Source organism: Paenibacillus abyssi (assembly GCF_014640295.1).
GTDB lineage: Bacteria > Bacillota > Bacilli > Paenibacillales > Paenibacillaceae > Paenibacillus_D > Paenibacillus_D abyssi.
The window spans coordinates 23,998-40,317 of record NZ_BMGR01000022.1; the positions used below are offsets into that span (position 1 = coordinate 23,998).

The following is a 16,320-nucleotide window of genomic DNA, read 5'->3' on the forward strand; positions in this document are numbered from 1 at the left end:
TCCGTCGGAAGAGTTGAAATCGCAATGACCAAGCAAGCCAAATAATTGCGCAGTTTCATTACTATTCCTCCCGCCACATGTGTTTAATCATTATTAACCGCGGCGGCATGATTTGAAACAGGGCATTTACCCCTCCAAAGCCGCTTTCAGATCCGGTGAGTTATTCCACCATTCCTCGTTATGTTTAACAAGCAGGTCCTTCAGCAAGCCTTTTTCCTTCTCCCCCAAATTATCGACAATGATACGCCGCTTGATCGCATAGTCGAGACGGTTTACATGGTCGGCGAGGATCTTCCAGCCGCGGCGCGCTTCGGTATCGACGAGCATCTCGCAAGCCGTCGCACCGGCATAATAAGAGCCTTCCTCCTTGCGGTCCACGGCTACCCATACGATCCAGCACTGCCGGCCGTTCGGTACATCTTCCTTATTCATGCTAAACTTGATGCCCCGCTCAACCTTGCTTTTTGCATGCATCGCTCCAACATCAATATAAGCTTCATTGCCATCAATAATGATACAAGATACCGAGTTGAGATCAATCGAGCCCGCTCCGAACCCTTTATGTTCCTTCTTGCTGACAACGTTCAGCGCCAGCTGTTTCTTCTCTTTCTTCTCCGTATTCCCCTGATCCATCCTTACAACACGCTCCTTTATACAATCTTCTTATCATAATCAAACCCATGCTGCACGCGGGTTCCAAGGCTGTCCGCAGATTAATTCCATTTTAGCTAATATTCCGTGAAATGCAAACATATACATGCTGTAGATGCTTGTCAACGGGAGGTAATCGACCAATGTTCCCACGTTATATGAAACGAATTACGCTTTTTACACTCATCGCCGTCCTGCTCGTCATCTCGATCCAGCAGGGATTCGGGGACGCCTGGATATCGCGATACAGCTATGCGTTTGCCCCCGCTTCCAATCCGGTTCCGCAGCCTGTCGTCCCGCGTCCGGCCGAGACGTCCGAACCGAACACAGTAATGAAGCCCAAGCCCCAAGCGCTGAGCAAACGGGTTGTCGAGTATCACATCGACGTTCACCTGCACGAAGGCGACAAGCTGCTGCACGGCGAGCAGACGGTCACTTGGACCAATCCGGGCAAAAAAACGGTGTCCGAGCTTTATTTTCACCTTTATCCGAATGCCTTCCTCTCCAAGGACACCACCTTCATGCGTGAATCCGGCGGAAAACTGCGTGATGATGTGGCCACTGCGGAAAGCACCGGCTACATGAAGCTGGAATCGCTTCAAACGATGAGCGGCAGCAACCTGCTCCCCCGATTGCAGTATGTGCAGCCTGACGACGATAACGTTAACGACATGACGCTGGCAAGACTGCGGCTGCCAGAGGACGTCGCACCGGGACAATCGGTAACGCTGCGCATGAAGTTCCAGGTGAAGCTGCCGAGGGTATTCGCGCGCATGGGCTACGCGGATCATTTCATCATGGCTGGTCAATGGTTCCCCAAGCTTGCCAAATATGAAACGTCCGGCACACGCGGCCGCCTGCATGAGGGCTGGAATACCCATCAATATCACGGCAATTCCGAGTTCTACAGCGACTTCGGCATTTACAATGTAAAGATTCAAGTGCCTTCGAATTATAAGGTGGCGGCAACCGGCTTTCCGACCCAGTCCATTGCCGCGCAAGGACAGACCAAGACGTATCATTTCTATGCCGATGATGTTCATGACTTTGCCTGGGCCGCCTCTCCTGATTTCGTCTATGCGGAGGAGCCATTCTCGGCAAAAGGCATTCCAGGGGTGCGTATCAAGCTTTATTTGGACCCGCTTCATGCGGATCTGAAGGAACGTTACCTGCATGCCGCCAAAACAGCACTCATGAAATTCGCGGAATGGTACGGCGAATATCCGTACTCGACGCTTTCGATCGTCGTCCCTCCAAAAGGCGGAAACGGCGCAGGGGGAATGGAGTACCCAACGTTAATCACTGCTTTTGAAGCCGCAACGGAAAACCCGGGATACGAGCTGGAGCGCGTCGTCGTTCACGAGATCGGCCATCAATATTGGTACGGGATGGTCGCCTCCAATGAGTTTGAAGAAGCATGGCTGGATGAGGGCTTCACTTCCTATGCCGAGGATAAAGTCATGGAAAGCGAATACGGAATTGAGCCGAATCTGCAAGTCGAAGCCAGCTATCTTACCGACCCCGCGCCGCTTAAGCAGTTATCCTGGTCCTACCGCAATCATGATCATTATGCCGAAAATGTGTACATGCGGGCCAAGCTCGTACTTGTCGGAATTGAGAGGCAGGTCGGTGCCCAAACGATGCGAAAAATTATGCGGACCTACTTTCAAAAGTACAAGTTCAAGCATCCGTCGACGGCGGATTTCCAGCGGGTTGTCGAGCAGGTAACCAAAACAAAGTGGGACGACTATTTCAGCCAATACGTCTATGGCAGCCTTATGGCCGATTTTGAAGTGGAGTCGATTCATGTCCGGCCGGTCAAGCAGAAGAGCGGGACGGTCTATGAATCAGTGGTGCTTATTCGCAAAAATGGCGGCGACCACAACCCGGTCCCGGTCATATTCCGGTTCGCCGACGGCACGACGATGCCAAAGATCTGGGACGGAAAAGAAACGCATATTCAATACAAAATGACCCATACCTCACCGCTGGAATGGGCAGCAGTAGACCCGCAGAACAGCATCGTGCTTGACAATAAACGCATTAACAATTTTATGAAAGCAGAAATTCCCGAACAGGTCAGCATCCGCTGGAATCTGGGTGTCGTAAAAGTAATTGAGGGGCTGTTAAGCTCCTTAGGATGGTGAGGTGATCACAATGAAACAGCATATTAAGCATGGCTGGCGGCTCGCAATCAAGCACTTTTATATCGTTATTCTACTGTTTCTCTATCAACTGTTATGGGGATTCTTCCTCTACCGGTTCGTCGAATCGGTCGTCGTTCCGCTGCTTAAGCGATATCCTGACACCCTGCCATCGGAGACGGCTGTACAGTTATTCCTTATGGAGGCGCAGTTCCAGATCTTCAAAACCGATCTGATAAAACCCTATCTTTGGATACTCGGAGGACTATTCGCCGCGCGTATGCTCATCACGCCCTTAATCAATGCCGGCTTGTTCTATTCTCTTCACCATACGAAAGACAATGGCGGCACACATTTCTTTCTAGGCATACGCCGTGTCTGGAAACCGGTCCTTCTGCTGTACTGGCTGGAAACTGCGCTCTTGCTTGCTCCCGCTTGGTGGCTGCTGCCCCGGGCGTTCCAAATGCTGCTCGGAACAAGCTCCCTGACACAACTGGCAGCAGAGATCCTGCCGTTTGCGGCCGGTTGGCTGGCGTGGTGCGGACTCATACACCTTCTATTCCTTACTATGCAGTTCGGTGCGGTAGCCCAGACAAGCATATTCGGCTCGCTTTGGCGGTCCCTGCGGCATTTCCTCCCATTTGTAGGCGTCTCACTTATGATGTGGGCGATCGGCGCCGGACTTGGATTGGCAGTATCCTCTATCTCGCTTGTCTGGGCCGGGCTGCTTGCGCTCATTTTGCATCAGAGCTATCACCTTGTGCGGACCCTGGTGAAGGTATGGACGGTGGCTTCGCAATATGATGTATGGCAGAGCAGGCAAACCTAGGCTTGTAAGCATAAACACCGCCTCTTCGGGGCGGTTTTTGTGCTTTTATACGGTATGTATCCTCCTATTTTTCCCCGTCATTCGCACAGATTTTCTCTCCTTATTTGTCCCTTTTAAGCCGCCAAAGTCTGATTATCCCTATGATTTCAGGCTTTTATGATAGTTTCGAAGATAAAAGGAGGAGATTTGAGAAAAAGATCGAATTCTTAGCGAGTGCATAAAATACATAAAAAAATGCCGAATTCCTGTTTACAGGAAACGGGGGAACCAATTTTGGGTGAATTGATCCCGGCATGCTGAATTCCGTTGGATAGTAAAGGTCGTATAACAACGGTTCGTATCGCCTGAGGGTATCATAGGGAGCCTTCAACCGAACCCCACAGCTAACCTCGCAGGCGCCGGAAGGAGTTTTAAAGCTTTGAAGAAAGTGGCATCTATGTTATTGGCACTTGTATTGGTTATGGCTTTTTCCACGGGTACCGTTTTTGCAGACTCCAAGATGGACAAGGCGATCGATGAATTAATCGGAACACCTTATAAATACGGAGGCACCACACCAAGAGGCTTTGATTGCTCCGGATTTACATCCTTTGTGTTCAGACAATTGAATATCGATCTGCCCCGCACTTCGGGATCCCAAGCCAAGGTTGGCAAGAAAGTGGTCAAGAATGACTTGCGGCCTGGAGACCTCGTATTTTTCAATACCAGCGGCAAGGGCATCTCCCACGTAGGCATCTATGTTGGAAATGGTGATTTTGCTCATTCCTCTTCAAGCAGAGGGGTACGGATCAGCGGAATAGAAGACGCTTACTATGAGAAGCGTTATGTGACCGCCCGCCGCGTCATGAGCACGGAAACATTCGAGAAATACGCCGACGAACCATCCGATGAAATTGTCGATGCAGGCGGTGACACAGATTAATGTTATGGCGATAAACCGCAGGTGTTTGTTTCGGACAAACCATGCGGTTTATCTTTTTTATATAGACTATACTACGCAGGACAGAAGGAGCATGTGCCAAGGATGTATCTATTTATTCATCGCAAAGATTTGCGAAGCCGTGATCTGCGTGCTTTCGAAGCACTTAAAAAGCGCCGGATGCCAGGCCTGCATCTGGTCATTCTTGACCCTGCTCTCCTCCAGGGCCGGCTGACCAGCCACAGCGGCCAAGCCTTTCTGCGGCAGCTCGCGCAGCTGCGGAACCATTATAGCGAAGCCGGAAAAACCCTTCATCTGTTATACGGCCCTCCATCCGACATCGTTGATCACTTGCTCAGCCGGCATCCGATCGCCGGCATCGTCGTTCATGCCGACTACACGCCGTATGCGCAGCGAAGGGATGAATCCTTGTTGTATACAGCCGATCGTCACGGCCGTCCCTTGGTGCGGATCGATGATTTGTCCCTTGCCTCATTAAAAGAGTTTCACGCCTTCAGTGAACGCAGTGAGCCGTATAAGGTTTTTACTCCGTTTTACAGAAAATGGAGCAGTTATATGGAACATTATTATTCGCCGTCCGGGGATGTGTCGATTCGAGAGTTGGAGACTGTTCGTTCCATTGATGAAGCGACGGCTTCACGGTTTGCACTGCCGCCTGATATGACCGCCGCCTTGGAAGCGGCCGACGGACAAGCAGGGCTTGATCCGTCCTCCGTCCTGAAGCGGTTCACCGCCTCGGGATTATCGCAGTACAACGAACGGCGTGACGCCTTCGGGAAAGCTGGAACGAGCGGCCTATCCCGTTACTTAAATTTGGGCGCACTATCGGCCCGTACCGTCTATGAAGCGGTACTCGGCAAGCCTGGTTCAGAGAGCTGGATCCGGCAGTTGGCCTGGCGGGACTTCTATCTTTATCAAGCGGTCTACAACGCCGACTTCTTCTCCTACGAGAAGCGGTATGATCTGTCGCCTCTGACCGGCCGGTATTTCGAAGCCTGGTCGCGCGGGGAGACCGGCGTCCCGATCATTGATGCCGCGATGGCACAGCTGAATCAGACCGGCGAGCTTCCTAACCGGCTGCGAATGGTCGCTGCCATGTTCTTAACCAAAAATCTGCTCTGTCCGTTCACGCTTGGAGAAGCGTATTTCCGCAAACAGCTGGCAGATTACGATAATACGCTTAATCGCGGTGGCTGGCTGTGGAGCTCATCGCTCGGTTATGATGCTGCGCCTTATTTCAGGATTATGAACCCGACCACACAATCCGCAGCGCATGACCCTACCGGCGCCTATATCAGGACATGGCTGCCCCGCTTCGCTCATCTGTCCGATCGTGAGATTCACCATCCGGCAAGCCATGCCATCGTCGATTTGAAAGCGTCGAGAGCGCGGGCTATCGAGGTGTACAAAGGGATTCTGGGATATAATAAATGATCGTATATCGATACTAAATAAAGTAATTAAGGAAAAATTTATAAAAAAATCAAAATACCCCCTCCCGGAAGTCAAAAGTATTCATTATAATTAACTAGTTATAATGAACCGAATCGATGTCTGATTCGTCGATAAATAGAGGTGGCTGTATTGAATGCTGATTCCAATTTTGATTATTTGAAAGCATTAACCGATAGCGATGATAAGAAAACGATTTTAAACGAGCTCATGACCACCTACGGTAAAGATGTTTGGAATTATGCTTACAGCATGACACGCAAATGGGAGCAGGCCGATGACATTACACAGGAAGTGTTCTTGAAGGTATACCGCAGCTTATTTACCTTCCGCAGCGAAGCATCCCTGAAAACCTGGCTGCTGACGATTACCCGCAATACCGTGCTGGACTACCGCAGATCCGCTTATTTCCGGAGGATTACTCTGGTTGATTTCTTCCATAATGAAGGGGGTGCCAGACCCTCCGCTGAGCAGGAGGTAATGCAGACGCTGGCCACCAACCAGATGTGGAATCTGGTGCTTCAGCTTCCGGCCAAAAACCGTGAGGCAATCATTCTGTTCGCTCATCATCAGCTTTCAATCAAAGAAATTTCGCACATTCTCGGAGTCAGTGAAGGCACAGTCAAATCGAGGCTGCACCACGCGAGGCTGAAACTATCCAAGCTAAAGGAGCGAAGCAACAATGAATCCGAGCGATAAGGATTTACGCCGGGAATTGGAGAGCGAGCCGTTCGTACGAAACGGATTTGACCATAAGCTGCAGCGGAAAATCTTGGAGCAGGCAGGCCGCATCGATCAGCCGAGGCGAAGAGGTTTGCAGCTGATCTGGGCGGGCGGCGCCTTATCGATCGCGCTCCTGTTCACCATCTTCATGATGTATGGACTGGATGGCCAACGTGCAGGTGAGACGTCCTTAGCCACACAGACACTCCCTTCGGCGAAGCAGGCCGCACCCGATTTCGTCGGCGCAGGCGATGACGCAGCTTTCCATTCCGCACTGCTGATCGGACTTCGCACAGACTATCCCGCGCAGGCCGCAAAAGCAGCCTACAGTACCTATCGCACCCTGCTCATTGCCCCGGAAGATGGCAAGCTGATTACAGCGGCCGAGGGAGAAGGCATATTAATGCCTTACAAGATGGATTTCTGGAGGATCGAACCGGTCAGCAGTACGAAACAAGGGAAAGAAGTACAGATTTTATCCGCCTCGTCAGCTTCAGAAGGATCAAGTGGCAAAAGCTCGTCCAAGTCGGGCACTCCTTCAACGTCCGCTCAGAACATAACCGAGCCGCTGCTGGTCTCGGAAAAGCTGCTGTTTGCCGGCAACCGCAATCTTGCCGTGGAACAGAAAGTATCCACAGCAGCGGAGTCCGGAGAAATGACCAAAACGTATGTATGGGTTAAACAGATCGAGCAGCTATCCGGCAATCGGCAGACAAGTTATAATCCGGCGCTGGAACCCCATGTGTCCCTTCAGGAGATTTTCCCGTCGCAGGCCGTGGAGGGCAGCAACCACAATAACGCGTCCTTATATAGTAACTGGACCATTATCCGCAAGCCTGGGCGCTGGGTCGCACAAGAGGCGGTGTGGAATGCCTCTTCTTCCAATCCTGATCAATTCACGCTCAAGGATCTGCTTCTGCCTCTGCCGAAGGAGGTTGCGGTGCACGATACGCTCGCAGTCGCATGGGAGGAAATATGGCAGCGCCAGCCTAATGCCGTCGACGCCTACTCGTCGCCATCGGCAGATACAGTCGTCGTACTCACAGATAAGGTAATTTCGTTTTATTTGAACGGAATTGGCTTGGCATTGGACCCGGCACTCGTTGTAGAGCTTGAGCCCGCGGAATCGGTTATCATGGTACAATGGGCGACCGGTCATTATGTGGAGCGCTGGAAGCAGCAGGGACAAAAGCTGTTAGTTCCGCAGGTTGAAACGGAAAAATCTAAGTAAATGCTTACGCTTCATGATTTCTTAATAAGATGAGGAATTGGCGGAGAAACCAGCAGCGGAGCCTGCGAGATTCTATACGGTGAAATCCGGCGATCCCGGACAGAAGATCATTAGAGATCGCCCGCTGGCTGCTCAGCCGCGGGCAATCTCTTTTTTTTGCAGCGTATGACATTAGTTATAGGCTGTTTGCTATATACGCAAACTTTTCTATGTCGTTTCCCCAAATCCCAAGCTGTTTTTTGTTACAATAGAAAAATACGGCCTGTAAATAAGCTGGAGACATCTACAGTCTTAAGCGTCCTATGCCGGTAAAATATTCTGACAATGGAGGTATGCATGGATTGGGTTAAAGAACAATTCCAGGAATATGTCACTTTAGAGTTTTGGGTTGATTTTTTGCAGTTGTTATTAAGCAGGTCGTTAATCTTGGCGTTTATTATCTTGTTGACCTGGATCGTGCTTCGAGTCCGTATGGTGGTCATTCACCGCGTATTCGCAATTGCCCGGCTCGATAAGAAACAGCGTGAGACGCTGGAGTCGCTGCTGATGTCGTTTACCCGCTACGTCATCTTCATTATTGCCGGTCTGCTCTGCCTGAGCAACATTGGTATGGACGTCGGTCCGATCATTGCAGGTGCTGGTGTCATCGGCCTGGCGGTAGGCTTCGGTGCGCAAACATTGGTAAAGGATTTAATTACAGGATTTTTTATCATCTTCGAGGATCAATTCTCTGTCGGTGATTATGTCTCTATCAACAGCGGTGAGATCAACGGAACCGTTGTAAGCGTCGGCCTGCGCGCGACCAAAATCCGTACCTGGGCACAGCATGTCGTCGTTATTCAGAACTCGGAAATCAAGATCAGCCAGAACTTTAACCGGGAGCGGATGCGGGCCATTATTAACGTAACGGTCCCTTATGAATCCGATCCGGCGGATATTGAAGCTGCAGTCAATGCCGTATCCCACAACATGGTCGGCCAGATGCCCCATTTATTCTTGCTTGATGATAAAGGGCAGGTTATTGAGCCGCCTCAACTTTATGGCATTACTGATGTAGAGAACAACGCTCTTGGAGCTAAATATACGGTAGTCTGCCTCGTTAAGGATGAGCATTATTGGACCGCTTGTAATCAAATGCGTAAAGGACTCGTTGCAGAGCTTAAAAATCTTGGCGTTCAAATCTCCTATCCGCGGCGAATCGAAAGACATGATGTGGACCGGGATTGGTAAATACGGTTTCAAAACATGGTGATGTGGGTAATAGGGAAAAACCAAAAGGAGGGTAAGCGCCTTATGCAAATTTTGCAACAATTACCCAAATTGAAGAGTTATTGCCCTAAGCCCACTGATCGTGTGTTAACGATTTACTTGAACACTGAGCCGGACAGCACTCAACAATCCGCTTGGAAAATTCGTTTGAAAAATGGGTTGAAACGTCTTCGGGAATATACCGAGGCGGAAGGCATTCAAGAACAGGTGGATCAATTCGATAAGCTTCAGCCTCAAGTTGAAAAATGGGTCGATGAGCAGCGTAATGATCTCAAGAAAGGATTAATTTTATCGGCCTGTTCTTCTGGTGAGTTATTGTTCTTGGACAGAGTGCAAATTCCCGTGCCCAATGCGTTCTATTGGTCGGAGAAGCCCATGCTGGAGGATTTCGAAGCATTGCTGAAGCAGTACCCTGCTATGGGTATCATTCAAATTGGCAGTGAAAATGCCACGGTTCTCGACACCTGTCTTGGAGAAATTCTAAAGGAAACCCGCTATGAGTGGGACATCGACCAGGAGAGTTGGAAGGAAATGCGAGGATTGGCCCACAGCAATAAGCAAGCCTCCAGTGCCAGCCATAAAGATCAGTTCAACAAACGCCTCCGGGTAAACCGCCAGCGATGGCTTAAGGATTTCTGTTCCATACTGAAATCTCATGAGCGCAAGAACAAATGGGATGAAGTTGTACTTACCGGCGAAACGAGCCTTACTTCCGAGATGACGAAGACGCTGCAGCCCGATTCTTACAGGGTATTGAATAAAAATCTGAACGGTATGCCAAACCCACAGGTACTAAAAGAAGTCTATTCTTTCGTGTAGGATCGACACCCTCCATGAATACGGCCGATTATGCAGCTTTCATATATGCTTCTATGAATAAAGGGACATTACCATCAACAACGATGGCATTGTCCCCCTTTCTTTACAGCAAGAAAGATAACGCAGCTATAGCTACCGCGCAATGAAATGCGAAGTCCAAGCCATTTTTACTATGCAAGGGAAGTAACTGTACAGCCCGGTAGACGCTTCGCCCAACAATAATGAGGAGAGCAATCTGCAATAGAAGACTCGGCAGTTTTCCCGCCCCCTTTCGTATTCGTCAGCGCAAGGCTATCTAATACATATGGGGGAAATACGGATCTATGCATATTTTTTAAGGCAGTATAATTTTTTGTCCCGGATAGATGCGATCCGGGTTTTTAATTTTGTTGATCTTCTGGAGCTTTTGCCATGTTGTGTTGTGCATTTTGGCGATTTTCCAGAGCGTATCCCCCTTCTTCACGGTGTAAGTCTTGACCGGCTGCTCTTGGACAGGCTTCTCTGTAACCGGCTTTGCAGGGGCCGGCTTGGAGACAGGCGGCTGCTTAGGCGCGAACGCATCAACGACAATACGGCCTTCAACCTTAGCATTTACCCGTCCAACTTTCTGAATGTAACGGATCAGTGCCTCCTCCAGGGAAGAGTAATCATTCACGATCGGCGGCGCTCCGAGCATATCGTAGGCATCGCCGCCGGCAGCCATGAAGTCATTTGTCGCCAGCAGATAGCTTTTCTTCACATCTAACGGTGTGCCTTTAATCATGACGGAATGGACACGTTCGCCCTTCGGCTTCCCCGCATCGAACTTGAATTTCATGCCGGCCACATGGGGAAATGCGCCCAGTGAATCCGGGTAAGATCCGACGCCGTGCTCCAGCGCAGCCTTGAGCTGGGCGCCGGTAACGTATTTGGTCTGAATGTAGTTGCCAAATGGCAGGACGGTGATCACTTGCCCTATGGTAATATCGCCAGCCGGGATGGAAGCCCGGATGCCTCCCCCATTCGTAATAGCGACATCAGCGCCCGTCTCATCCAGCATCGCATCGGTAATCAGATTGCCGAGGTTCGTTTCCCCCGTCCGGACATAATCGCGCTCCCCGTTCAGGTCAACGGCGGTCATGCCGACCACTTCGGAAAGTACCTCCTCTTGTTCGGTTTTTACTTCATTGATGATATCCAGCACCGCCGGATCGGGGACGATCGATTCGGCTTCTTCACGGGTAACCAAGCGCGCTTGCTTGCCGCTGAGCCTTCCTTCTTCAATCGTAAGCTCGATGACGCCGATATGCTCACCATATTCGCCTGTTTGCGCAATCAGCGTGTCCCCTTCGACAAGGCCGTTCTCTAGTAACGTATGGCTATGTCCGTCGATGATAATATCGATGCCAGGCACTTGCTCAGCTACCTTTAGGCTGGTATCCCTACTAGAGGCATCCAGACCGAGATGGGATAATGCAATAATAATATCCGCTCTGCCGGACAGTTCGTCGACCATTTGCTGCGCTTCCGCAACAGGATCGGCAAACGTCAAGCCCTTCACATTATTCGGATGTGTCTTGTATAAGGTTTCAGGAGTAGCAAGGCCGAAGATCGCGATGGAAAGGCCGCCGACTTCTTTAATGACATACGGCTCAAGAAACCGCTCACCGTTCGCTTTATAAACATTGGCGCCTAAAACGGGGAAGCTTGCCATGCCGGCCAATTCCAACAGCCGGTCGCTGCCGTAATTGTAATCGTGGTTGCCGCTTGTCAGAGCATCAAAGCCAATTTCATTCATAATTCGGACGATGCTTTCACCGCGAACGAGGTTTGCAATCGTCTGTCCGTGCAGCGTATCTCCTGCATCCAGGACAAGGGTATTCGGATTGGAAGCTTTTAAATCCTTGATGAATGAGGACAGCCTGGCATACCCGATGCTGCTGCCGGATTCCTCTACACGGGAGTGCATATCATTAACATGCACGATCGTGATGCGCTGCCCGTCACCGGCAGCCGCAGCAGGATCGTCCGGTTCCGCCGCCACGATGTAACCGCCGAACTGCATCAACAGCAAAAGTCCGGCTAACATTGAGGCAACCTTTGTTCTCCATCGTTTCATCTCTCTACCTCCGCTACTCTATGTATTTGATTACGTTGCTATTGTAGCATGAGATCTTTGTAATAAAATGTCATATTTCAGAATATTAAAATTATTTTTTTGTTAATCCGGGGTATAAGGTATCCATGCTTTGAATTCAAAAAAGAGAGACCGCATGGATTGCGGTCTCTCTTCGTTATTATTGAGATTTACAGCGAAATTTATTACACAACGCCTTGAGCAATCATCGAATCCGCTACTTTAATAAATCCTGCAATATTTGCGCCTACAACCAGATTGCCGGAATAGCCGTACTCATCGGCTGCCTTCACGGCATTCGCGTAGATGTTTTGCATAATGCTGTGCAGCTTCGCATCCACCTCTTCGAACGTCCAAGACAGTCTCATGCTGTTTTGGGCCATTTCCAGTGCGGATACTGCTACTCCGCCTGCGTTTGCCGCTTTTGCCGGTCCGAACAGAACCCCATTGTTCAGGAATACTTCGATCGCTTCCAACGTGGAAGGCATGTTTGCACCTTCACCGATTGCCTTCACCCCGTTAGCGACCAAAATTTTCGCCGACTCTTCATTAATTTCATTCTGTGTTGCACACGGAAGAGCGATATCGCATGGGATGGACCAGATGCCCTCGCAGCCTTCGGTGTATACAGCTTGCGGATGCTCATTCACATACTCGCTGATCCGTTTGCGTTCTACTTCCTTCAATCGTTTAACGGTCTCTAGGCTGATGCCGTTTGGATCGTAAATATAGCCGCTGGAGTCACTGCATGCGATGACTTTCGCGCCCAGCTGCTGCGCTTTTTCCATCGCGTAGATCGATACGTTACCCGAACCGGAAATGACAACCCTGCTGTCCTTATAATCCAGGCCTTTGGATTTTAACATCTCGTTCACGAAGTATACGCAGCCGTATCCGGTAGCTTCTGTTCTCGTAAGACTTCCGCCGTAGATGATGCCTTTGCCTGTAAGCACGCCCGCTTCGTTGCCGCCGCGGATCCGCTTATATTGTCCGAACATATAACCGATTTCTCTGGCGCCTACACCGATATCGCCTGCCGGTACGTCAACGTCCGGACCGATGTATTTATACAATTCGGTCATAAAGCTTTGCGTGAATCTCATGATTTCATTATCCGATTTGCCTTTAGGGTCAAAGTCGGATCCGCCTTTACCGCCGCCGATCGGTTGGCCGGTCAAGGAGTTTTTGAAAATTTGCTCAAAACCCAAAAATTTAATAATGCTGGCATTAACCGATGGATGGAAGCGAAGTCCGCCTTTGTAAGGTCCGATCGCACTATTAAACTGAACGCGGAAACCGCGGTTTACTTGTACATTGCCATTATCATCCAACCAAGGAACCCGGAAAGAAACGATGCGCTCCGGCTCTACGATGCGCTCGAGGATGCTGTGGTTCATGTACTTAGGGTGCTTCTCGAATACAGGAATCAGGGAATCTAAAATCTCTTTGACTGCTTGATGGAATTCGTATTCATGCGGATTACGTTTAATGACGGTTTCATATACTGACTGCACATATTTTGCTGCTGTTTCGTTTTTCTCAGAAATGACAGTTATCACTTTTAAACAACGCTCCTTCAACGCAACCACTTATGTCAAACAAAGTATTTGCATTTATTGTATGAATATTTGCATTTATAGATACAAATTTTATACAAACTGCCGCTGTTTAGCCAATCAATAATATTTTTATGCCTGATTAAAAACCTCTATATAGCAAAAAAGCCCTACCATCAATAAAGATGGCAAGGCTTGATGTTTGCAATCCATTACAGCAATTCGCGGCGAAGCTCTTCCGGCGATTTAGGAGACAGATAACCCAGAGGGATATCGAATACCGTTTTAGCGCCTGTAATTCCCTCATTGCTCAAGCGGATGGCCGCTCTTGCATAAGCGACAAGCACGCTTGCCGTGAACTCCGGATTGCTCTCCAGCTTCAAACCGAACTCGATGATTTGCTTGGTGCCTGCTCCGGTAATTCCGCTGCGGATAACAAATCCGCCGTGCGGCATGCCTTCATGCTCGGCTTTTAATTGCTCTTCCGAAATAAACGTAACCGTCGTGTCGTAATCAGCAAAATAGTTCGGCATATTCACGATTGTTTCTTGGATCTGCTCTTGATCAGCGCCTTCTTCGGCCACGACAAAGCATTGTCTCAAATGTTTCTCGCGTGTTTCCAATTCAGGCGTTTCTCCTGAACGGATCCGATCGATGACTTCCTGAACAGGAACCGTGTATTGTACGCCGGCTTTTACGCCCGGTACCCGGCGAATAGCGTCGGAGTGGCCTTGGCTTACGCCTTTGCCCCAGAACGTGTAGTCCGTTCCTTCAGGGAGAATGGCTTCGGCTAACAGCCGGTTAAGCGAGAACAAGCCTGGATCCCAGCCTGTTGAAATAACGCTTAAGTTGCCACCTTGTTTGGCCGCAGCATGGACTGTTTCATAGAATTCAGGAATTTTGGCATGCGTGTCGAAGCTGTCGACCGTATTAAACATCGCTGCGATGGCAGGGGTTTGCTCAGGCAGATCGGTCGCTGAACCACCACATAAGATCATCACATCAATTTTCCCTTTATACTGCTCTGCTGCGGAAATATGTTCAAAACGGACGCCTTCTCCGTTCGATTGCAATTGCTCGGGTTGTCTCCGGGTAAATACCGCAACCAGCTCCATATCCGGATTTTGAGCGATCGCTTTCTCAACACCTTTACCGAGGTTACCATAACCTACGATACCTACTTTAATAATCGTTGACAGAAAAAGCCCTCCTTTTGTCTTTCCATGTGTTGTAGTACTCAATTATTAAGTATAAGGATGTTACATGAAATGTAAACAAAAAGAGTTTAACTTTACTGTTTTTATCACAATTTTTTTGTAATATTTGGATAACTGCAACGGGCCGAAGGAACGCGTATCCGTATTCCTCCGGGGTCGAAATGAGAATGGCATCACCGGATTTCTCCTCTGACTCCAAGTTCAAATAACGAACGGCTAACTTTCCTTCATGCAGGGACGTATCGTAAAATGCCGGTGTGACAAAGCCCTTATCGTCAACCGCCTCCACGGAAGGGAAAACAGAACAAGCGGACAATAGGAGGGTGGCCAGAAGCATACTGAACGGGCGGTAGAAAAGTTAGAAAAAAAACCGAAACAGGCCTCTCCCATCGCTGATGCAGAGCTGTCTGTTCCGGGTTTTCTCATCGTCTCTACCCGTTTATCTCTATTGCGTATAGAATGACTTAGTGAGATCGAAACTTAATGTCGGAACCTGGCTCCTTGAGAAATCTATCCTTTTTGAAGTTCTTTTATCGCAGGGCATCTTTTTCTGATAGAATGGTAGATACGAGTAATCGATCGGGGGCTAGGATGTTGGACTATATTATTTTGGATATTGAATTTAATGGCCGGAAGTTTGCCAGCGATTTGCCGATGGAGGTCATTGAGATTGGAGCTGTAAGGCTGGATGCCTCCTTGCGGCAAATGGATGAATTCTCATCCGTGATCCAACCGCGGTATTTCTCCAATCTGAACCGGTTCATTAAGCAGAAAACCGGAATCGCACAGGAAGAAATCGACCGGGCCAGCGGGTTCCCGAAAGTTATTGCGGATTTTACAGCATGGCTGAATCGAAGTGAAGCTTTCCTGCTCGTCACATGGGGCGGCGAGGATTTGAAGCGCATCGTGTTTGATACCCGGATGCACAAGCTGGATGATGCCTACTGGATGGCCGCCGACTATTTGGATTTATTAAAGGGATTTTTACGGTATAAAAATGTAACGAACGATATGAGTGTCGAAGCTGCACTGCTCGATCTCAATATTGCTGCCTCCGGATCGGCTCACCGGGCTTTGGACGACTCGCGGATGACGGCTGAGATCTTCCGGGCGATATTTGACAAGCTGGATTTCGACAATATCCAGCAGTTCAAAGACACCTACACAAATGCCAAGGAACGAAGAATGGTTAAAAATGCCATTCGTTCGATGCATGCTCAAAACATCATTCCGAACTGGGAATTGCTTGTCGAGCATTATCTAAAGGGCAAGGCATCCTCTGCCGATCCAAGGAAGCTGGCGGAACTGCAAGCTGTGTTTGCCGCAGAAATAGAGAAGACACAACCTTCCGTTGCAGGAAAATTAGGTTGATT

At 49.4% G+C, this 16,320-nt stretch carries 13 protein-coding genes and 1 riboswitch; of the genes, 9 read left to right on the forward strand and 4 right to left on the reverse strand.

Annotated elements, in window-relative coordinates; genetic code table 11:
- Positions 1-126: 126 nt before the first annotated feature.
- Positions 127-633 (reverse strand): YwhD family protein, encoded by a 507-nt coding sequence (locus IEW11_RS23540; RefSeq protein WP_188533542.1) that lies wholly within the window; start codon positions 631-633, stop codon positions 127-129.
- 161 nt (positions 634-794) lie between these two features.
- Between IEW11_RS23540 and IEW11_RS23545 the strand changes: the two genes are divergently transcribed.
- The 8 genes from IEW11_RS23545 (at position 795) to IEW11_RS23580 (ending at position 10,058) form a co-directional block, all read left to right on the forward strand.
- Positions 795-2,798 carry a M1 family metallopeptidase gene (locus tag IEW11_RS23545; protein WP_188533543.1) on the forward strand — a complete coding sequence of 668 codons (2,004 nt, stop codon included), beginning with the start codon at positions 795-797 and terminating at the stop codon, positions 2,796-2,798.
- Between the two features lie 10 nt (positions 2,799-2,808).
- On the forward strand, positions 2,809-3,624 hold the full coding sequence (locus tag IEW11_RS23550) for a hypothetical protein (protein ID WP_188533544.1): 816 nt from the start codon (positions 2,809-2,811) through the stop codon (positions 3,622-3,624).
- A 225-nt stretch (positions 3,625-3,849) separates the two neighbouring features.
- Positions 3,850-4,037: riboswitch (cyclic di-AMP (ydaO/yuaA leader) on the forward strand.
- 5 nt (positions 4,038-4,042) lie between these two features.
- Positions 4,043-4,546, forward strand: coding sequence for a C40 family peptidase (locus tag IEW11_RS23555; protein ID WP_229725627.1), 504 nt, complete (start codon positions 4,043-4,045; stop codon positions 4,544-4,546).
- Positions 4,547-4,648: 102 nt separating this feature from the next.
- A complete protein-coding gene (locus IEW11_RS23560) occupies positions 4,649-5,998 on the forward strand; it encodes a cryptochrome/photolyase family protein (RefSeq protein ID WP_188533545.1) in 1,350 nt (449 codons plus the stop codon).
- A gap of 150 nt (positions 5,999-6,148) precedes the next feature.
- Entirely contained in the window at positions 6,149-6,715 is a 567-nt protein-coding gene (locus tag IEW11_RS23565; protein ID WP_229725629.1) for an RNA polymerase sigma factor, read from the forward strand.
- A complete protein-coding gene (locus tag IEW11_RS23570; protein WP_188533546.1) occupies positions 6,699-7,970 on the forward strand; it encodes a hypothetical protein in 1,272 nt (423 codons plus the stop codon). The genes IEW11_RS23565 and IEW11_RS23570 overlap by 17 nt, the downstream gene beginning before the upstream one ends.
- Positions 7,971-8,306: 336 nt before the next feature.
- Complete coding sequence (locus tag IEW11_RS23575) at positions 8,307-9,200, forward strand: mechanosensitive ion channel family protein (protein WP_188533547.1); 894 nt, start codon at positions 8,307-8,309, stop codon at positions 9,198-9,200.
- A 63-nt stretch (positions 9,201-9,263) separates the two neighbouring features.
- Positions 9,264-10,058 carry a VLRF1 family aeRF1-type release factor gene (locus IEW11_RS23580; protein ID WP_188533548.1) on the forward strand — a complete coding sequence of 265 codons (795 nt, stop codon included), beginning with the start codon at positions 9,264-9,266 and terminating at the stop codon, positions 10,056-10,058.
- 334 nt (positions 10,059-10,392) lie between these two features.
- Here IEW11_RS23580 and IEW11_RS23585 read toward each other — a convergent pair whose 3' ends face one another.
- The 3 genes from IEW11_RS23585 to IEW11_RS23595 all read right to left on the reverse strand — a co-directional run bounded on the left by IEW11_RS23585 (position 10,393) and on the right by IEW11_RS23595 (position 14,929).
- A complete protein-coding gene (locus IEW11_RS23585) occupies positions 10,393-12,156 on the reverse strand; it encodes a 5'-nucleotidase C-terminal domain-containing protein (protein WP_188533549.1) in 1,764 nt (587 codons plus the stop codon).
- A gap of 203 nt (positions 12,157-12,359) precedes the next feature.
- Positions 12,360-13,733 carry an NADP-specific glutamate dehydrogenase gene (gdhA, locus tag IEW11_RS23590; RefSeq protein WP_373289386.1) on the reverse strand — a complete coding sequence of 458 codons (1,374 nt, stop codon included), beginning with the start codon at positions 13,731-13,733 and terminating at the stop codon, positions 12,360-12,362.
- A 209-nt stretch (positions 13,734-13,942) separates the two neighbouring features.
- The gene (locus IEW11_RS23595) at positions 13,943-14,929 is read right to left on the reverse strand and encodes a diaminopimelate dehydrogenase (RefSeq protein ID WP_188533569.1); all 987 of its coding nucleotides are present in this window, start codon (positions 14,927-14,929) and stop codon (positions 13,943-13,945) included.
- A 609-nt stretch (positions 14,930-15,538) separates the two neighbouring features.
- On the opposite strand from IEW11_RS23595, the gene IEW11_RS23600 reads away from it, so the two are divergent.
- Positions 15,539-16,318 carry a 3'-5' exonuclease gene (locus tag IEW11_RS23600; protein ID WP_229725631.1) on the forward strand — a complete coding sequence of 260 codons (780 nt, stop codon included), beginning with the start codon at positions 15,539-15,541 and terminating at the stop codon, positions 16,316-16,318.
- The last annotated feature ends 2 nt before the right edge of the window (positions 16,319-16,320 follow it).